Source organism: Halorubrum sp. ARQ200, assembly GCF_005435115.1.
Taxonomy (GTDB): domain Archaea; phylum Halobacteriota; class Halobacteria; order Halobacteriales; family Haloferacaceae; genus Halorubrum; species Halorubrum tropicale.
Genome location: NZ_SGTZ01000006.1, coordinates 24696 through 43347 on the forward strand (window position 1 = coordinate 24696; position 18652 = coordinate 43347).

The 18652-nt window shown below is 58.1% G+C and carries 15 protein-coding genes and 2 pseudogenes; 7 read left to right on the top strand and 10 right to left on the bottom strand.

What is annotated here, in order from left to right; genetic code table 11:
• Position 1: 1 nt before the first annotated feature.
• Positions 2 to 136: a hypothetical protein gene (locus tag EXE50_RS17865; protein WP_255510286.1), complete on the bottom strand. Its 135-nt coding sequence runs from the start codon at positions 134 to 136 to the stop codon at positions 2 to 4.
• A gap of 239 nt (positions 137 to 375) precedes the next feature.
• On the opposite strand from EXE50_RS17865, the pseudogene EXE50_RS18000 reads away from it, so the two are divergent.
• Positions 376 to 474, top strand: a pseudogene (locus tag EXE50_RS18000) (radical SAM protein); the annotation flags it as partial.
• A gap of 167 nt (positions 475 to 641) precedes the next feature.
• Here the strand turns inward: EXE50_RS18000 and EXE50_RS09420 are convergent.
• Positions 642 to 2330 carry a histidine kinase N-terminal 7TM domain-containing protein gene (locus EXE50_RS09420; protein ID WP_158293661.1) on the bottom strand — a complete coding sequence of 563 codons (1689 nt, stop codon included), beginning with the start codon at positions 2328 to 2330 and terminating at the stop codon, positions 642 to 644.
• Positions 2331 to 2454: 124 nt separating this feature from the next.
• Positions 2455 to 2769: pseudogene (locus EXE50_RS17745) on the bottom strand (hypothetical protein); the annotation flags it as partial.
• Positions 2770 to 2865: 96 nt separating this feature from the next.
• Between EXE50_RS17745 and EXE50_RS17440 the strand changes: the two are divergent.
• A complete protein-coding gene (locus EXE50_RS17440; RefSeq protein WP_199241421.1) occupies positions 2866 to 7053 on the top strand; it encodes a PAS domain S-box protein in 4188 nt (1395 codons plus the stop codon).
• A 190-nt stretch (positions 7054 to 7243) separates the two neighbouring features.
• Here EXE50_RS17440 and EXE50_RS09455 read toward each other — a convergent pair whose 3' ends face one another.
• The 7 genes from EXE50_RS09455 to EXE50_RS09485 form a co-directional block, all read right to left on the bottom strand.
• Positions 7244 to 8023 carry a hypothetical protein gene (locus EXE50_RS09455; protein WP_137704910.1) on the bottom strand — a complete coding sequence of 260 codons (780 nt, stop codon included), beginning with the start codon at positions 8021 to 8023 and terminating at the stop codon, positions 7244 to 7246.
• Positions 8020 to 8466 (bottom strand): hypothetical protein, encoded by a 447-nt coding sequence (locus tag EXE50_RS09460; protein ID WP_137704911.1) that lies wholly within the window; start codon positions 8464 to 8466, stop codon positions 8020 to 8022. The genes EXE50_RS09455 and EXE50_RS09460 overlap by 4 nt, the downstream gene beginning before the upstream one ends.
• Positions 8467 to 8471: 5 nt before the next feature.
• Complete coding sequence (locus tag EXE50_RS09465; protein ID WP_137704912.1) at positions 8472 to 9827, bottom strand: DUF58 domain-containing protein; 1356 nt, start codon at positions 9825 to 9827, stop codon at positions 8472 to 8474.
• Positions 9824 to 10735, bottom strand: coding sequence for a DUF1616 domain-containing protein (locus EXE50_RS09470; RefSeq protein ID WP_158293662.1), 912 nt, complete (start codon positions 10733 to 10735; stop codon positions 9824 to 9826). The genes EXE50_RS09465 and EXE50_RS09470 overlap by 4 nt, the downstream gene beginning before the upstream one ends.
• Positions 10736 to 10781: 46 nt before the next feature.
• Positions 10782 to 11825, bottom strand: coding sequence for a MoxR family ATPase (locus tag EXE50_RS09475; RefSeq protein ID WP_137704914.1), 1044 nt, complete (start codon positions 11823 to 11825; stop codon positions 10782 to 10784).
• 72 nt (positions 11826 to 11897) lie between these two features.
• Positions 11898 to 12833 (bottom strand): DUF4350 domain-containing protein, encoded by a 936-nt coding sequence (locus EXE50_RS09480; protein WP_137704915.1) that lies wholly within the window; start codon positions 12831 to 12833, stop codon positions 11898 to 11900.
• Positions 12830 to 13138: a hypothetical protein gene (locus tag EXE50_RS09485; protein WP_137704916.1), complete on the bottom strand. Its 309-nt coding sequence runs from the start codon at positions 13136 to 13138 to the stop codon at positions 12830 to 12832. Before EXE50_RS09485 ends, EXE50_RS09480 begins: the two co-directional genes overlap by 4 nt.
• Positions 13139 to 13359: 221 nt before the next feature.
• On the opposite strand from EXE50_RS09485, the gene EXE50_RS09490 reads away from it, so the two are divergent.
• The 5 genes from EXE50_RS09490 to EXE50_RS17160 all read left to right on the top strand — a co-directional run bounded on the left by EXE50_RS09490 (position 13360) and on the right by EXE50_RS17160 (position 18613).
• Positions 13360 to 14241 carry a hypothetical protein gene (locus EXE50_RS09490; protein ID WP_137704917.1) on the top strand — a complete coding sequence of 294 codons (882 nt, stop codon included), beginning with the start codon at positions 13360 to 13362 and terminating at the stop codon, positions 14239 to 14241.
• Positions 14242 to 14247: 6 nt separating this feature from the next.
• Entirely contained in the window at positions 14248 to 15582 is a 1335-nt protein-coding gene (locus EXE50_RS09495; protein WP_137704918.1) for a glycosyltransferase family 4 protein, read from the top strand.
• Positions 15582 to 17363, top strand: coding sequence for a hypothetical protein (locus EXE50_RS09500; RefSeq protein WP_137704919.1), 1782 nt, complete (start codon positions 15582 to 15584; stop codon positions 17361 to 17363). Before EXE50_RS09495 ends, EXE50_RS09500 begins: the two co-directional genes overlap by 1 nt.
• Before the next feature lie 156 nt (positions 17364 to 17519).
• Positions 17520 to 18059 carry a metal-dependent hydrolase gene (locus EXE50_RS09505; protein ID WP_137704920.1) on the top strand — a complete coding sequence of 180 codons (540 nt, stop codon included), beginning with the start codon at positions 17520 to 17522 and terminating at the stop codon, positions 18057 to 18059.
• A gap of 158 nt (positions 18060 to 18217) precedes the next feature.
• Entirely contained in the window at positions 18218 to 18613 is a 396-nt protein-coding gene (locus EXE50_RS17160; RefSeq protein WP_158293663.1) for a hypothetical protein, read from the top strand.
• Positions 18614 to 18652: the final 39 nt, after the last annotated feature.

Sequence of the window (18652 nt, forward strand, 5' to 3'; positions counted from 1 at the left end):
CTCAGTATGCCCCAATCGCCGCTTCGATCACCTCTACAGAGGGATACGGGACGCTGCTGAGCATGTACTCATGATAGGTCTCACCGTCCTTGATCCGGACGATTCGAGCCGTCACGCGGGCACTATCAAGATTCATCGTCTACCTCCAACGCTTCGAGCTTCTGAAGTACCTCCCGGAGCTCTTCTTTTTCGGCTACGACGTCCGCTCCTTCGGAACTGATAAGAGCATTCCGGGCGGGGATGAGATAGCTATTCCATACCCCAGAAGCCTTCCACTCTACTGTCTCGTGTAGCTCCTCTTCAACTGTCTCAGATTAGTCAGCCTCAGTATTCTCAGACGGAGCCGCGACGCCAACCTCGTAAAGAACACGATAGGTGCGACGACAGGTATCGGGGGCCGTGAGCGCCCCGACCGTGACCCACCCGACCGTTCGAGACTATCAAGCCGATGGTCGGATGGGAGTGTCCGACTAACCCACGGGAAGCCTCGGGGCGTGACCCCGAGGCAGTTCACCCCGAATCAACATCTGTGGAGACTTCGCTCTCTGTGAATACGTCTGTGTTCGTAAAGCGTGGCGTGGAAACAAGTATCCCACCCTCACGGAGCGAGTGGCGTCAGCCGTGAGCAAGCAGGGCATAGTTCACTTGTCGTCAGAAAATCGTATTTCGAAGCGAGCACCGCCACTCTGACTATCAGAGATATCAATGGTCCAATTGTGGCGCTCCACGACTCTCTTAACAACTATAAGACCGATCCCCGTTCCTTCTTCCTTTGATGTAAACCCGTATTCCCATACTTGATCACGTATATTTTCCGGAACTCCATCACCATTGTCCTCTATATAGAATCCACCGTCATTTAGTGACCCAACATCTATTATTGCGTCCCCACCAGCATGGACAACAGCGTTACGGAAGATATTTTCAAACATTTGGTATATCTGCGACTTATAGCCACTCACTACTGGCATGTTGTCATCAATATTCACTACCGCATTAGCAGTATCAGACACTCCCCAAGCCTGAGCCGCTGCTACTGAAAGTTCAACCTGTTGTGTATCCATTTCTGCCGATTCAAGACGCGCAAGCCTTTCCATATCATCAACGATCTGGCTAACACGATTTATTGATGCCACTATCCTATCGGAGTATTGGATAATATTATCTTGCTTAATACCCAGTTCAATATTTGTTTGAGCGACAGAAAGCGGACTTCGTATGTCGTGAGTAAGTATACTTGAAAATCGTTGAAGCTGTTTATTTTTACTCTCAATCTTATTTTTTTTCTCAATAATCTCTGTTAAATCCCGAAACACAGTGACATACGCATGATCCTCATCTCTCGAGTCAGTAACTAATGTACTACTGATAGCAAAATATTGAATAGCTTCCTCTGTATCGATCTTACACTTTACCCTGTCATCTTGATCTTTTATTGATTGATAAATTGGTTCCTGGAACATTTCAAATGCTGATTCAACAAGCTGGCCTTTGAGATCAGTCTGCCTGCCAGCGAATTCTTTTGCTTTTTTATTGTAATCTGTAATCCGATAGGTATTATCGAGGATAATTATTGGATCATCTACTAGATTAATAGCCTTATTTTTGCTGATGGGGACGAAATCTAGTGCTCCGTACCGACGGATTGCGATTGCTAATCCGATAGCAGTGATACTTAATGAAAAGTCTACAGGGTTCCACACCGGTGAGACGACCTCAGCTACCAGTAACACAGCTGCTCCTACTGGAGTTAAAATACTGAAAAGTAGTATACCTGCCTGGACACGAGTCTCACGTTTGTCCCTCACGCGATGATATCTTATTATTATTAGCAAGCTCCACAATACAACGGAGATCATAGCACATGTATAAAATATGAATGCCGGCTTTATTTCCCGCTCAAGGGATACAAAAGTATCAAACTGGTAGAAGCCAATGCTATAAGTGCCAACCTTTTTAATACCTTGCGCTTCATAAAAAAATTCTGGGTAAAAGAAGAGCAGAGTTATAAGGGAAAAAGTATGTATAATGAAAATAGTTGTTACATGCCAAACGTATTTTTCTCTGTGGCTATATGATAACGCAATCGCAAGAGTTGCATAAGAAATAGTTGGTACTGAAATAGCATTTACAAAGTTTTTTCCTACTAATTTTAATTGCTTATCGGTAGCTGCTTCAACAAATAAATTTGTTAATTGCCATGAAATGATACCTGACAGTAAAATCAAAAATGACAGAATAGTTATTTTTCTTTTCTGTTGTATGTATTCTTTGGCGATATATAAAAAGACGAGAGTTGAAACAAAAGATGTAATCGCAAATGGAACCATCGACGGAGTCAGCTGGAACGCGTACATAATTACTAGATGTAATTATTCTTTCTGACTAGATGTACTACTTCTTGCGTATACGTCTCTGTCCCAGAAATAAATAAAAATCTATGATGTTTCGTTATCATTTTATACTACAGGGCTCCCTTGAAATTCTTAGAGACCCTCGATGCGGCGAGAGCCACGCGTAGCTGGCGCGACAGTGGCTCTCGCAGGTGTTCAAGTGAACGTCTCCATCAACGCACTCACTGTAACTGTGGACGACGCATTTACACATGAATGCGTTGTCCTCCCCAAATTTTTCATACGCCCGAAAGCCGTCAGTACAGACAGTTAACGACTCCTGCTAGCGGTCAGCCAGCAGGAGTCGAATCCGTGGTTCGGTCGTGATTTTCGTCGGGACCACGTACCGCTCACCGCTGCCACGATTTACAAATAAGCAAGGCGAGTGCCTCGAGGCTTGATTCTGAGGCAGTTCATCCAAGAGCGTCGGTAATAACTACTTTAGCGTACGCCCGCGTTAGCTGATATATCCATGACTGAGGCGTCAGAGATTTCTGTTCTTCACGTTGACAACGATCCCGTCTTGACGGATCTGACGGCCGAGATGCTCTCAGAACACGAGGCTCAGTTCACCGTCGAGACGGCGATAGGCGCCAGTGAGGGACGAGACCAACTTGCCGCACATAGCTTCGACTGTATCGTGAGCGACTACGAGATGCCCGGCAAGAACGGCGTCGAGTTCCTCGAAACCATACGGGAAAAGTATCCTAACCTGCCGTTTATATTGTATACTGGCAAAGGGAGTGAAGCAGTTGCGAGCGACGCAATCGCTGCTGGTGTGACAGACTACCTACAAAAAGAATCCGGGACGAGCCAGTATATCGTCCTCGCCAATAAAATTCGCAACGCTGTCGAGAGATACCGTCAACAGGAGCGTGCCCAGGCGACTCGCGATCGCTTGCGCCAGATTATCGATTTGCTTCCACAACTCGTCTTTGTCAAAGACGAGGCCGGCAAGTTCCTCCTGGCAAACGAGGCCACTGCCGATGTGTACGGGACCACCGTCGGCAATCTTGAGGGAGCCACAGATGCCGACTTCGCCGACTCCAAGGCCGAAATTGAACAGTTCCGTGCCGATGATCAGGCCGTCATTGAATCCGGCAAGCCCAAGTACATTCCCGAGGAGTCGCTGACGACCGCAGACGGTGAAACACGGCTCTTAGACACGACGAAGATCCCCTACGACCCGGTTGAGACAGACGGTGACGCTGTGCTCGGTGTCTCGATGGATATTACCGAGCGTAAAGAGCGGGAGGCTATGCTCCAGCAGTACCAGTATGCGTATGAATCAGCCCTCAGCGGGATTGCACAAGTAGATCTTGACGGCGAATTAACCGATGTGAACCCTGCATTTCTCGATATGTGGGGGTACGATGATGAAGACGATGTGATCGGACGTTCAGCGATAGATCTGTGGGAGGATCCTGAGCAAGCACGGTCTGTGCTGGAGACGGTCAAAGAACAGGAACGTTGGGAAGGCGAACTCGAAGCCGTCCGGGCAGATGGGTCAACGTTCTACGCCAGAGGGGTGAACAGCCACCTGACAGACAGCGACGGTACCCCGATCGGTGTGGTGTCATCCTTTTTTGATATTACTGAGCGTAGGGAGCAAGAGCGGGACATTCAGAAACTCACAGAGCGACTTGACCTTGCTGTCGGGGGTGCCAATCTGGGGATTTGGGACTGGAATATGACTACAGATGAGGTGGAGTTCAACGAGCAGTGGGCTGAAATGCTCGGTTACTCTCTCGACGAGATTGAGCCGCGTCTTGAGGCATGGGAAACACGCGTACATCCCGACGACCTCGACGGCGTCGAGGAGGCCCTTGAGAGACACATCTCAGGCGCGGCCGAGTACTACGACACGGAGCACCGAATGCAGACTGCCGACGGCGACTACGTGTGGATCCGAGACATCGGGCAGGTCGTCGAACGAGGCGAAGACGGCGAGCCGGCTCGGGCCGTCGGCATCCACCTCGATATCGACGACCGCAAGACGTACGAACAACAACTGAAAGAAGAGCGGGATATGTTCACGCAAGGGCCCGCAGTCGTCTTCAAGTGGCGAGAAGCGGAGGGATGGCCTGTCGAGTACGTCTCGGAGAACGTCGAGGACGTACTCGGATACACGGCCGAACAGTTCCAGTCGGGAGCCGTAGCCTACGCGGACGTCATCCACGACCAGGACCGCGAGCGGGTATTTGAGGAAGTCGCCGAACACAGCGACGGGGAGACCGACCAGTTCAGTCACGAACCGTATCGGATTGTTACCCCTGACGGAACCGTTCGATGGGTACTCGATCACACGAAAAACATCCGGAATGACGGTGAGATCACCCATCGGTTGGGATACCTCGTCGACATCACCGAGCGCAAAGAACGAGAACAGGAGCTCCGTCGGACGAACACCATCCTCCGAACGATAGTCGAAAACCTGCCGATGGGCGTGCTCGTCGAAGATGCTGAACGCGACATACTCATGGCAAATGACCTGTTGGGAGAGACGTTTGGCAGACCGATCGGCGGTGATGAACTCACTGGGCGTGACTGCGCCGCGACGGCTGAAGAACTCAAGAACCTGTTCGCCGATCCTGCGGGATTTATCGAAGGGGTTACTGAACGGATCGAACGGCGAGAGCCGGTCAAAAACGAGGAACTCCCGCTGGCAGACGGTCGTGTGCTCGAACGCGATTACGTGCCGTACACCCTGACCGAGGGGAAGGCACACCTGTGGCTGTATCGTGATGTAACAGAACGCAAGCAGCGAAAGCAGGAACTTGATCGGAGCCGCCAGTTCCTGCGAGATACACAAGAAGTCGCACATATCGGTGGATGGGAGTATAACGTGCAGTCTGAGTCGCTGCGGTGGTCGGACGAAGTGTATCGGATCCACGGACTGTCACCGGATGCTGATGTGAGAATTGAAGACGCCATCGAGTTCTATCATTCCGACGATAGAGACACGATTCGGGAGGCTGTCGACCGTCTAACATCCGATGGCGAACCGTATGACGTGGAATTGCGGATCGTCACAGTCGACGACGACGTGCGCTGGGTTCGCGCGCTCGGAGAGCCGGCATATGAGGATGATGAACTCATCGCCGTTCAAGGGACGTTTCAAGACATCACCGAGCGCAAGGAGCGCGAGCAGGAGCTTCGAATGGTCCGCGAACGGTTCGAGCGGTTCGCGAGCAACGTTGAGGACGCGTTTTTCCTGTTGCCGACCGACTACTCCGAAACCGAGTACGTGAATCCGGCAGTGGAAACGATCTACGGGATCACCCCGGAAGAGGCATACGACGACCCGACGGCATGGCTCCGACACGTCCATCCCGACGACAAGGACGAGTTACTTGCGGAGATGGAAGCCCAGCAGGACGAAACGTCCGACTGGCCACGCGAACAAGAGTTCCGTATCGACCATCCCGACCGTGGTGTGCGGTGGGTGCAGGCACGCCTCGATGCGATTACTGACGAGAACGGCGACCCGTCGCAGCTCGCCGGTGTTTCAACCGACATTACCGACCGCAAACAGCGTGAAGAGTCGCTCAATGCGCTCTTGGAGATCACACGGGAGTTGATGAATGCACAGAGCAAGCAGGCGGTTGCCGAGCAAGCAATCGACGCCGCCCGGAGCGTGTTGGACCAGCCAATCAGCGGGCTCTGGCTTTGGGACTCGGACGAGGAGGTACTCCAACCTGTCGCGACGACCGCCAAAGCGGCAGAGGTGGTGGGCGCGCCACCGACCTACTCCGCCGGTGAGAGTCTCTCGTGGGAAGCGTTCGCCGCCAACGAGCTTCGAGTGTACGACGACGTTCGGGCTCACCCCGAGCGATTTAGTACCGAGACACCGATACGGAGTGAGATTATCATTCCGCTTGGCGAGTACGGTGTAATAAATATGGGCTCGGCGGAGCCAGCGGACTTCTCTAAAATCGATGCTTCGATAGCTCGTATCTTTGGCAAGACCGTCGAGATGGCTCTGGATCGTGCCGAACGAGAACAGCGACTCCTAGATCAGCGGTCGCGTCTCCAACAACAAAATGACCGCCTCAACGAGTTCACCAGCGTGGTTAGCCACGACCTCCGGAACCCGCTGAACGTTGCCACCGGGCGGCTCGAACTGGTAACCGAGGAGTGTGATAGCGACCACCTCGACAGCCTTCGACGGTCGCTCGACAGGATGGAGACGCTGATCGACGATTTGCTTACACTAGCCCAGGAGGGCAAAGAGATGACCGACACGCAGCCGGTCGACCTCTCCACGGTGGTCAACGGCTGCTGGGAGAACGTTGAGACGAATCAGGCAAAATTAATAACCGATATCGATCAAAATGTTTGCGCCGACAAGAGTCGCCTCAAGCAGGTCTTCGAGAACCTGTTTCGGAACAGTGTGGAACACGGCAGGGCAGATGTGACTGTGACAGTTGGGAGACTAGATGACGGGTTCTACATCGAGGATGATGGCCCGGGAATCCCATCGGACGAGCGCGACGCCGTCTTCGAAGCCGGGTACTCGCGGTCGACGGACGGAACCGGGTTCGGACTGAGTATCGTCAAGCAGATTATCAATGCCCACGACTGGCAGATTCGTATTGCAGACGGAACCAGCGGCGGAGCGCGCTTCGAGATCACGAGTGTTGAGTTCGTAACTGTATAGGGCTCTCCGTCCGGCGCGGATTCAGTCGAAAGCGAATAAACGCACCCTCAGCCGTGCTCGGTTCCTACTGAGAATCATCGGACAGACTATCGCGATCGCAGTCTACATTTTGCCTCTTCGAATCGATACCATCTGAGTAGTCAGACATTAGGGAGCTTTTTTTACCAGACGCTTCATATTGGAACCGATATCAAGCGAGGGCGGCCTGCCGTCCACTCGACAACACACGAATCCTCACCACTTGTCTCCGCTGTTCGGCATCATCGACCGTCAGTTGGACCGGGGACGCAGCGATATCCGCTATTGCGGTACCGAGCAGCGACATCGTGAGGTCGCTCCTCTCGTCTCCGGGAACAGACCCGGAGTACGTCAACCGGATACCGAAGACAGACTCTGAGTGCTGTCCAGCCGTGCGGGCCTCCGTTTCCCACTCGGTAACGAGACCAATTCGTCGACAGATCGTGAGCGCCTCCTCGATCGCCGTGCTCGCCTCCCCCGACGGGAGTTCCGCATCCGTCTGGTCTAGAAGTGCCCATCCGATGGTGGGCACCGAGACACCGGCTATCTCATCATCGTGGAACGCTCCCGCAGGGAGGGGAGCAGCCGGGGGAGCGGCGCTCAGCCCGGTCGAAGCGTGCCAGCGCCGGACCGTGCCTCCCTCGGTCGGCACGTACCATCCATCGCTGTCGAGATGGAGTTCGCGTTCGATGTCGGCTACCAGGTCGGCCTGGGCAGTCATCGCTGCTGCAGACAGCGAGTATCCCGAGTCACGCATCGCATAATCGAAGACAACGAACAGCAGACAGACCGCGGCGACGGCAAGCAAGAGCGTCCGCTGTCCTGTAAGCACCAGGGAGGCAAGCAGTGAAAGCATCGTCAGGAGGCCAAGAGCCAGCTGGAGGCTGGACGCCCGAGCAAGCAGACGCTCCAGACGAGACGCCACCGTTCGGGCTTCTACGTCGGGGCTCATATCGGCACCGTGTACCAGTAGGCGGCAATCCCTGCAGCCAGTAGTATCGCGAGGATGACGACGGCAGCTGGCCAGACGGTGCCCGTAGTCAGCACGACGAACAGTATCGGGAATACGATACTGACCACACCAACCAGCAGGTAGCGGTGGGTCCGAGAGAAGCCGCCCCCCGAAGGTAACACCAGCGGCGAGAGGACGACAACGATACCTGCAATCAAAGTGAGTGCCGACGGACGGGAGCCACCCAGCAGTATCACCGTACCGGTCAGGATACCGACCAGCACCGGCGTCGAGACCTGCCGATCACCGACCAGTAGCACGACACCGATCAGAAGGCCATCGATGCCGAACCCGGAGAGTGCAACACCGGTTACGAGCGCTACGCTCAGCGTGTACGGCGATAGCCGTGTGAGTCTGTGACGCTGCTGGTGCGTTTCACCCATAGGTATCAGCCCCTGAGTTGACGGGCCAGTGCGTACTCCGGTCGGTGCTGACTGCCGCTCCGAACGGCGCCACGCCGGTACAGTTGACGCTCGGTGATGGAGACACCTGTTTCAGCCGAAAGGGTGGCGGCGAGCGACTCGCTCGCATCGCTCTGCTTGGGAGGAGACAGCAGGTGCACGTCGATACGCCCACGGCTTGCTACTGATCGAACTCCAGCGATCGTACGGGCTGTCGTTCTGGAGCCGGTGATGAGTGAGATGTACGTGGTGCCACCGGTCTGTCGGTGCGCTCGTTGTAGCGCCGTCAACAATGAGTTATCTGCCACACCTGCATGACGTCGGAACGCGGTGACCGTCTTGCCGACCTGCGTTGTCTGCCGAAGCGGGCGACCTTGAGGATCGTTGACCTCCCTGCCAGACAGAGCCGTAGCAGTCTCGGACACGTCTTCGACAGTGCGATTAACGTGTTCGATCTCTGCCTCCGGGGTCTGATGTTCGTGAGGGCGGAATACCAGCTCTCCGGACGGGGAGACAATGGCGACAGTTGCTCGGTAGGCACCATCGTCTTGATTGAGTCGTTCACGACAGACGCTTACCGCGGCATTCCAAGTCGACTCTGACAGACTGCGGAGGTCAAGCATAATCACCTGTAGCATAGACTGCTGACGCGCCCACTCTCGGACGTGGAGTTCGTCCTGCCGCGCGGTGGCCTTCCAGTCGATGTGTGAGAGCGGGTCACCAGCGACGTACTCCCTGAGGCCGTCGTATTCGACCCCCGATATACTCGATTCCGATTCGGAACGATACTGCTCGGGAGACGTGACGCCGCTGTGGTCCTCCCTGCTCGTGGCATACAGTTCCTCCAGTGGCACGTCGGCATCAACGACGGTGAGCTCGGCCACGTAGGTGTGTCCCGGACTGCTAACGGAGCTCGTGAGCGTAATCTTGACTCGGTCGTCTTGTGGTGCGACGGGTACCGAAAGTGTCTGCGGGGATGGTCCATCGAACGAGTCAGCATTCGTCGCTGTCCGCCCGGTGAGGCTGATGTGATCTACATCTATGGAGTCCGATACGGAAGCGAGAGAGACACGGACGGCTGAGTCTGGGGGGGAGTCTCGAGACCCCGGAGTCACAGTGACCTCGGTACGCTCAGTAAACTCGCGCAACTGCAGAGTGACGGTGTAGAATTCGCCGAGCAGAAACAGCCCGAGCGCTCCCCCAAGCGCGAGGACGAATCCGTTGTTCGAGATGACACTCAACAGGAACGCACCGCCCATCGCCCCCAAGAGAAGATACCCGCGTCGAGAAACGCGCAACACCAACTTCGAGGGATACGCCGAAAGCACCACGTGATTCGTCATTGGGAGTCACCATTAGCCGGCGACTGGACGGTCACTAACAGCCGCGTCTCACGGTACGGACTGGGAAGCTCCTCGAAGTTGTCCGTCGATACCATCGGTTCTGCCCGATACAGGCGGTAGGTGAATCGCACCTCACCGGGTGTCTTCGGGGCGACGAACGTCGTCCGAAGCCGCTTCGTCTCACCGTCCGCAAGTTCGATCGGCTCTATCCCCAGGATCACCCCCGCACCGTTCGCCTGCTCGCGCGTTACGACGAGGGTGTACGCTTGTGTCGTGTCCTCCTCGTTGCGCACCGTCGCCACGACAGTGGCAGACGTCCCTGGAGTGAGCGTCTCTGGATAGTCGTCGGCGGTGAGTCGCCCCTGCTCTGTCTCCGACAGCAGACTCAGTTCCGTGTAGGTTTGCTCTGGCGCCGGTGCCGCCAGTAGAGCAATAAACAGTATCGTTACCACGCCGACCAGCGCCCACTGCTGCCGGGAATCCCGATTGAGAGCGGTCGAAAGTGTCGGTCTCGGCAGACGGTCGGTAACCCGTCGCTTCGGAGTCCATCCGCCGTCAGCCGTCGGCTTCGGCGCTCGCTGGCCTGTGCCGAGGGCCTGGAGTAACGAGGCGCCGAGGAGCGCACCGGTCAGTAACACCAACGCCGTGAGCAGCCGACCAAACGTGATCCGCCCCGTGAGCTCGTTGATCATCAGCGCGACCAGGGCGACGATAGCCGGTGACGTACCGATGGACGCTGCGAGACGCGTCCGGGGCGAAAGGCTCTCGTCGCCGGTCGACTGGAACAGCACCGTCTGGAGTGCGTAGCCGGGAAGCAAGAACACCAGCAGTGTCGCCGCAACGAGGCGGACCGACGATCCAGATAAATACGGCTGGAATGTCACCGCCGCCGCGAGACTCAGCAGCACCAGGCCACCGGCCTGCACGTATGTCAGCGCACGAGTCCCGCTCACCTCACTCACCACCGTCAGTAGCGAGCGATTCGTCGGGTGTCGGTGTCGATGGCGTCGTGGGGAGCGTCGTCGCGTCTAAGACCCCTTCGAGTAAGTGCCGTGCCGCCTCGGTGTCACCTTTTGTGGCCTGTTCGACGGTGATCCGGTGACAGAGTGCGTCGATAGCCACCTGCTCGACATCCTCGGGGAGGACGTACGACCGCCGCTCGATTGCGGCCCGTGCCTTGGCGGCTCGCTGGACGCCGATGAGCGCACGCGGCGACGGTGCCGCAGTGACGCGGCTGTCCGTCTCGAGTGACCGTAAGAGCGCGACGAGATACTGCTTGATCGGGGCAGAGACGTGAATCGCATCGACGAGTCGTTGTGCGCTGCGCACTGCCGCCGGCGTCAACGGGTACTCTGATGCCTGGTGACGGCGACTTCCCTCAGCCCGCTCACGCTGGTCGGCAGTGGTTAGAATATCCACCAGCGCGTCGTCACTGCTCGGCGCCGAGACGGTGAGATGGAACATAAACCGGTCGAGTTCCGACTCGGGTAGTGGATACGTTCCTGCCATCTCGCGTGGATTCTGTGTTGCTACTAGAAAAAACGGAGTCGGGAGCGAACGTGTCTCGCCGTCGGTTGAGACGTGTCTTTCTTCCATCGCTTCAAGAAGGGCTGCCTGTGCCTTCGGCATCGCCCGGTTAATCTCGTCAGCAATGACGGCGTTGCTGAACACGGGTCCACGGCGGAACTCGAACGCCCCCGCCTGCTCGTTGTAGAGTTGCGTGCCAGTGATGTCTGCAGGCAGGATATCCGGTGTGAGCTGAATACGGTTGGCCGGGAGTCCGGCCGCGGTTGCAACTCGCGTGGCGATGGTGGTCTTTGCAATACCGGGTGCCCCTTCGAGTAGCACGTGTCCGCCAGCGAGAAGCGCCGTCGTTAGCTGCGTGACGACCGCCTCCTGTCCCACGACTGCCTCACCGACAGCCTGTTGAAGCCGCTCGTGGAGCGTCGCCGGTGCGAGGACAGACGAGGCGGTCGAAGTGGAGGTATCGTCGGACATCGGGTAAGGGCACTCCCTTCTACATCGTTCGTAAGGGTGTACCCCGCGTCACCCACGAGTAGACGCGTGGAGTTACCTCAAGGTGAACACGAGTCCCTCCCTGTCCGAGGAGTCGCCGCCTCGGTGGGACAGCCAGATGCCGAGCCAGATGGCTACCATCCCTCCACTCAAGAACACCGGGAGTCCGAGCAGCGTCCCGCGGGGTGTGTTCAGACCGAGGCGAAGTTGCGTGACAGGTGGAAAGCCGGTCGTCTGCGGGTAGACGAGAATCGCGCTGTCCTCGGTCAATGCGCGAGCTAGTTGTCGGTTGCCTTCGACCTGCCACTGGCCGTTGGTGAGCAGGCTCGCATCGCCCACGACGATTACCTCCCCTGCTCCAACCGGCTCCGCGACCGCGACCGGGTAACTCCCCCGTGGTTCGGCCGCCCCGAGTTGCCCGTCGCCGTTGAGGTCACGCCCGGCCGGGGCCGACCACGCGAGAACCCGTCTCGTCATGCCGTCACTAAACTCGGTGACGCCGAGCGGCTTCGCAGCGTTGACTTGGACACTGGTGAACCCGAGAACGTCGTCACCCCCATCCGCTACGACAAACTGTGTGGGACTCGCTGATTCTTGCTCGGTCGTGAGGAGATAGCCAGCCGCGATTCGCGTTTCCACGTCCAGTGCCGCGAGCAACTGGTTCGACCGCTCGTCCTCGGTGAGTATCACGACTCGTCCTCCGCTATCGAGATGACGGGTGAGCGCAGCCACATCGGCGGTCGTCACGTCGCCACCGCCTCCGGCTATGATTACCGTTTCCGGCGTCGCCTCGCCGTCTATACTGGTGTAGGATAGTACGACGCCCTCACGGCTAGCATCGACGAGCCGACTCGTTCCTGCGTCACCGTGGTTGTACGGATCGAGCGGTGCATCCGTCGCGGTCAGTGTTCCGACGAGTAACATGAGCACGACGATGGCGAGTCCGACGACGAGCAGTGCAACCCGCCGCTCGGTTCTGTACCGACTCATCCGAGTACTCCGGACTCTCGGACGAGTCGCACTACCTCACTCGCCAACACGAGGGCGACAACGATACCTGCGCCCTGTATCACGCGCCGGACGCGCCGTCCCCACCCGCTCGCTGTTTCCGTCGGGAGCTGGAGTTCCGCCACTACTGCACTCAGCACGTACACCACGAGGAGATACGCCGGGAGAGACTCGACGCCCACCGCAGCTAGCGCGAGCAGTGCGCACCCGGACACGAGGAACTGAGCGAACAGAAACGACTCCTGTGACCTCGTGTAGCCGTCCGGGCTCCGTCCTCGATTCAGCATCTACCAGCAGTGACATCGCACTCAATTGCAACGAGTAGGTATTCTCGAGGTAACACGCACGGATATGATTGAGCCAACTCCTTGGCTACTAATACTCCTCTTCATCAAAGTCTATGAACAGGTCGCAACGTCGACTCCCCGATGTCGGTGGCTTCCTTCGCGAGACGGCTACCACGGTTCATCGGGAGGGAGTGGCCGGACTCTCAGTGCCAGCCCGTGCAGTGTACCACAAACTCCTCCAGCAGGGGTCTCGAATCACCCCTCCCGGTCGCTCGATATACGAGGCAGACTGGGACGTACTCGTCGTCCTCGATGCCTGTCGGTACGACCTCTTCGCCGCCGCCGTATCGTCACCCGACACAGACTTTGCGTTCGTCGACCGTGGCTCACTCACGGCAACCCGCTCGGTAGAGAGTGCGACTCGCCTCTGGATGCGCCGCACGTTCGGCCCCGGGGTCGAGGGGGTCGAACAGACTCACTACGTCGTCGGGAGCCCGTGGTCGTCACTGCAACTCGATGAGTCGTGGTTCGCATCGCTCGACCCCGTTTGGCAGGACGCGTGGGACGACGACCACGGGACGCTCCTGCCCGAAACAGTGACAGATCGGGCACTCGCTGCCACCCACGAGGTGGACTTCGACGCCGGAGAGCGGCTCCTCGTCCACTATATGCAGCCACACTGTCCGTTCATCGACAGTCCGGACATCGCGACGCCGAAGGCGGCCGACGGCTTCACCGATGCGGCCGAGCGTGACGTCTGGACGCGGTTACAGGCAGGCGAGGTGAGCCTCGATGAAGTCCGGGGAGGCTACCGGGCCAACCTCGACCTCGCGCTGGTCGAGATTGAGCGACTCCTGCACGGCATCGACAGCGAGCGGGTGATCATCACCTCCGACCACGGCAATGCAACCGGGGAGTACGGCCTGTACGGTCACCCCGAGTCGATGCCGTTTGACTGCCTGCGAGAGGTTCCGTGGTTCGAGACGACCGCCATCGACACGGGAGAACGCCCATCGAGCGGGCGTGTGCGCTCGGACCCCACGTCGGAGGAGCCGACCGATGATGACATCGAGGTTCGGCTGCGGGCACTCGGTTACCGGTGACACACGATGAGTGAAGTCCAGCCCCACACCGACGCGGCGACGTTCGACGGCCAACACATCTGCTTCATTACCAACCTATATCCACCGGAGACGATTGGTGGGGCCGAAACCTCCGTCCGAACGGTAGCAGAAGCACTCGTCGAACGGGACTACGAGGTGTCGATCATCACGACAGCTACCAGCAACGATGCTCGGGCCGGCGATGGGTCGTTCTGTGAGCGACAGAACGGCGTCTCCGTCCACCGGTTCACGCCATGGAACCTCTACACGCCGTTCGAGTATCGCGAGCAACCCGGCTGGAAGAAGCCGTTGATGCACCTGATCGACCTCTGGAACCCACAGGCCAGCCGGACAGTGAACCGCCTGCTCGGTGACCTCGCGCCCGATATCGTCCACATCCACAACTTCGGTGGGCTCTCACCAGCCGTGTTCAGCGCAGCGGCCGCTCACGCCCCCGTTGTCCAGACGCTCCACGACTACCGTCTGCTCCACGTCGATCCTGGGATGTTCGTGGGTGGCGCACAGCGAGAACTCAACGTATTGATGCGCCCGTTCCGGGCGTACAACCGTCGGACTGTCGAACCCTATCTCGATCGGGTGTTGGCGCCTTCTCAGTTTATGATCGACCGACACGAGGAGGCGGGGTTCTTTGAGAACACCCCGACGGCCGTGCTTCGCCTCGGGGTGCCCCGTGACGACCGTACGACGCCCGGAGCCGTGGCCGACCCACCGCGGATTCTCTTCGTCGGCCAACTCGCTCGCCCCAAAGGCGTGGATGTGCTGCTTGATGCGCTGGCACATCTCGACTCGGACATCCGGGTGGACATCGTGGGGCGTGGAGAGGCCAGAGAGCAACTCGAAGCACAGGCAGCCGGGGACGAGCGGGTGACGTTCCACGGGTTCGTGAGCGAGACCGACCTCGCAGCGTTCTACCGGGCGGCAACCGTCACCGTCGTTCCGTCTCGCTGGAACGATAACTCCCCGATGGTTATCTACGAATCGCTGGCCCGGGCCACGCCGGTCATTGGCAGCGATATGGGTGGGATTCCCGAACTCATCGACACGCCAGGCGACGACGCACCAACGACGGGACGTGTCGTTCCGCCCGAAGACCCGGTCGCGTTGGCTACCGCTATCGAATCGGTCTGCCGGACGGCGCCGCACGTCGAGAGTCAGGCGGCATATGCACGGGCTGACGACTACACGCTGAGTACCCACCTCGACCGCCTGCTTGCCCACTACACGGCCTGTTCCGACGAGTCGATCGGAGTGCCCGACACAACGGACGGCAGGAGCGAGCGCACAGTACCGCAGAACGGGCCACCAGCGTCGATCCGCTGATGCCGAGCGAGCGACCGCCCGAGGCAGAGACGGTACCCCCCTCACTCGGAGCCGTCGCGCTGTATCTCGGGCTGTATCTGCTCACCACTGTGGTCGTCTTTCGTGCCGGTTCGTTCGTTCCGGAGGGTACCGGATACGTCCTTTTGATGGCACTGTTTGTCATCCCGCTCGGACTGGCCGAGCGGGGCCACCTCACGCCGGCGTGGGAGGTGTTCTTCCTGTTTGCGACGCCGCTGCTCCCTATCCTCGTCGTGATCGACCCGTTCGAGGCGGGGCTGTTCGGCTACGATGCATACTCGTTCACCATCCCCGCGCTCGATTACCTTCGGAACGGTGCCTCTATCGGGGCGTTCGTCAACGCCGATGGTGACTGGCCGGCGTTCTATGCCGTTTCCCTCGCGTTCCAGCAACTCGCCGGCGTCGATACCGGGTTCCTGTCCAAGTATTTCCCGCTGTTCGTCGTCGCCATCCCGTTCGTCGTCTATGCCGGGGTCGAACTCCTCGCACCCAGACGCATCGCGTTCTACACCGGGATGGCCGTCGCCTCGACCCGCACGCTCGTCCTGTTCGAAGTGAAGTTCGTCGACGAGACGATTGCGGTGCTGTTGTTCTTTACCGCCATCCTCTACCTCGCACTCGCCACACGCGAGCGTCGAGCAGTCGTCGGACTGGCCGTGGTGATCGCCGCGCTGGCGCTGACACACCACGCCACCTCGGCCTTCTTCGGTATCCTGCTGGCGTGTATGCTCGGTGCGAGTCTCATCGAGCGGGTGCCACTTCCGGGTGTGCTTGCCCGCCGCCTCTACCCACGACGGGGGAGACCGATCGACATCGGAATCACCGGCACCGTCGTCGTGGCGTTCGGCGTCGGGGCCGTGTTCCTCTTTCTCGCCCCACAGGTGACGACAGAGCTGGTGAACACGGCCTACGGAGCACTCTTCGAGGGACAACAGACGGCAGCGCCGGCCCAGTCAGGCGCCGGTGGCGGTATCTTCTCGGTGAGCGGGGTTCCTCCGCGGCAACTCGTCTCTCGCGCGGCGATTTTGGTGTTCGCGCTGATGGCCGGAGTGACGGCATTCGGCGTCCTGACGCGGTACGATGCGGCCTACTGGGAGGTCGGATGGGTCGGGGCGGCCGGTATCTTCGCGATGCTGTACTTCGCCTCCCTCGTCGGCGGCCGGGTCGTCCCACTCGATCCGATCCGGATTCTGTTGTTTCTCGTGGCGACTATTACACCACCGACGCTGAGCATCATCTCGCGGGCTCGGTTACCGTCCAGACTGTCCCGGTTGGTGTCCGAACGACGCGTCTTCTCCGTCATTCGGAGTGTCGTCGCGGTTCTCATCGTGAGCGCCCTGATATTGACCCAGGTCGCTGCGTTCGATCCACATGTCCTCTATACGAACCCCGACGAGACGGTGATCGGAGAGGGCCACCATACGAGCGCTCAGTTCGGGGCGAGTCAGTGGACGGAGCGTCACTACTCTGGCGCGGTGCTCGGTGCCGAGCGGAGTCTCTGGGTCGCGTACGACAATAACTATCGCAATCCGATACACGGCGAGGGGGCCTGTGAGTCACTCCTGACCGTGTGGCGGCCGGAGACCGGCGATTCCCGGCCCTCTGACGTGTCGGTCGTCTTTGACAGCACGGACGTCTCGCTAACGCGGGCTGGCACCGAGCCGTACATCCCCGGGAAAGCATCGAATACGCAAGCACCACCCAACTACAACCCCGGGCCACCGGAGTGTGGAACGTTCGTTCGCTCGAAGTTCGCAAAATGAGCGCACACGAGAATTTTCCGACGAACAGCTCTGAAAGTGTATCGAACGTCAATTCAGCGTTGTCAACCACTATGTGCGCCGTCCCTATCACCACTATGTGGATAGCTCTCTGCCACGCAGTTCGCGGGTACGGCACATGCCGTCCACATTAGTAATATGTTTCCGGTAGAACACTTTCTCGTCGCTTTGCTCCCCGTGTCGATGTACGTCCTCGTGTGCGACAGACGCCTACCTGGTGTTCGTCTCGCGGCTATCGCGTTTATCGGGAGTCAGCTTCCCGACCTGGTCGACAAACCCCTTGCGTATCAGTTCGGTCTGATACCGTCCGGACGCGTCTTCATGCACTCACTACCGATCGCGCTGCCGTTCTTGCTTGGTACTATGATTTATGGGTGGAAGACGGAGCGAAATCGCCTAAGTGTGGGTTTTAGTTTCGCGTACCTGTCCCATCTTGTGGCCGACAATTACCGCCCGTTGTTCGGGCCGAACCCACGGATTCGATCAGATCTTCTGTGGCCATTTGCCGATCCAGTCTCGCGACCCGACGTTCCGTCGTGGGCTGGCGTTGGCGGGATACATACGACGCTCTGGACAGCGTTTTCACTTCTCGTCTTGTCCGCAGCCGGAATCATAATTCTCATACACCTGTGGCAAATAATCCGAGGGAGCCCACACGTATCCGAGACAGGCGACTGATCAGCGGACAGTCTAGCCTTACTGATCGTGGTCACGCGGGGGGTTCGGTACGACTGTAGTCTGCTTTGCTACCAGCCACATAACCTGTGGGTAACACTACGCGGTCTCCTGTGTCTTACTGCGTGGTTGTGACGCTTCCATAGTATCGTTCTCTCATCGTGGTCGTCTTGGACGCCGTCGTTTCGATCGTTTTGTGGGTCGTCACAAGCCTCTATATTGCCGGCAATATGTATTGGATGTATCGGGTGTTCGCTAGGGTCGTAACGTACGATCCACCGACATTAACACACGACGAAGACGCAGTAGAGGTTCGAATCGTGACGATTGGCAACGAGTCGGTCGTCGCCGAGACGGTTCGCACTCTCCCGTCCGAACTCGACCAGCGATACGTCATCTCAGAAGAACCGATCGACGTTCCGGAAGCGGAAGTACTAGTCGTCCCTGATGAGTTCGAATCCAAGGCTAACAGCAAAGGGAGAGCGATCGAGTGGGCACGCCAAGTCGTCCCGTGTCAGCGTGAATACGTCCTTCGCTCTTCTGTAGGAGATTGTTGATACTGGCGAGCTGTCGCTGTGGAGTCGAAGAGGACAAGG

What these genes read in the sequence shown, in the direction of transcription:
- EXE50_RS17865 (WP_255510286.1), bottom strand. Translation starts at nt 136, where the DNA reads ATGAATCTTGATAGTGCCCGCGTGACGGCTCGAATCGTCCGGATCAAG.
- EXE50_RS09420 (WP_158293661.1), bottom strand. Translation starts at nt 2,330, where the DNA reads ATGGTTCCATTTGCGATTACATCTTTTGTTTCAACTCTCGTCTTTTTA.
- EXE50_RS17440 (WP_199241421.1), top strand. Translation starts at nt 2,866, where the DNA reads ATGACTGAGGCGTCAGAGATTTCTGTTCTTCACGTTGACAACGATCCC.
- EXE50_RS09455 (WP_137704910.1), bottom strand. Translation starts at nt 8,023, where the DNA reads ATGAGCCCCGACGTAGAAGCCCGAACGGTGGCGTCTCGTCTGGAGCGT.
- EXE50_RS09460 (WP_137704911.1), bottom strand. Translation starts at nt 8,466, where the DNA reads ATGGGTGAAACGCACCAGCAGCGTCACAGACTCACACGGCTATCGCCG.
- EXE50_RS09465 (WP_137704912.1), bottom strand. Translation starts at nt 9,827, where the DNA reads ATGACGAATCACGTGGTGCTTTCGGCGTATCCCTCGAAGTTGGTGTTG.
- EXE50_RS09475 (WP_137704914.1), bottom strand. Translation starts at nt 11,825, where the DNA reads ATGTCCGACGATACCTCCACTTCGACCGCCTCGTCTGTCCTCGCACCG.
- EXE50_RS09480 (WP_137704915.1), bottom strand. Translation starts at nt 12,833, where the DNA reads ATGAGTCGGTACAGAACCGAGCGGCGGGTTGCACTGCTCGTCGTCGGA.
- EXE50_RS09485 (WP_137704916.1), bottom strand. Translation starts at nt 13,138, where the DNA reads ATGCTGAATCGAGGACGGAGCCCGGACGGCTACACGAGGTCACAGGAG.
- EXE50_RS09495 (WP_137704918.1), top strand. Translation starts at nt 14,248, where the DNA reads ATGAGTGAAGTCCAGCCCCACACCGACGCGGCGACGTTCGACGGCCAA.
- EXE50_RS09500 (WP_137704919.1), top strand. Translation starts at nt 15,582, where the DNA reads ATGCCGAGCGAGCGACCGCCCGAGGCAGAGACGGTACCCCCCTCACTC.
- EXE50_RS09505 (WP_137704920.1), top strand. Translation starts at nt 17,520, where the DNA reads ATGTTTCCGGTAGAACACTTTCTCGTCGCTTTGCTCCCCGTGTCGATG.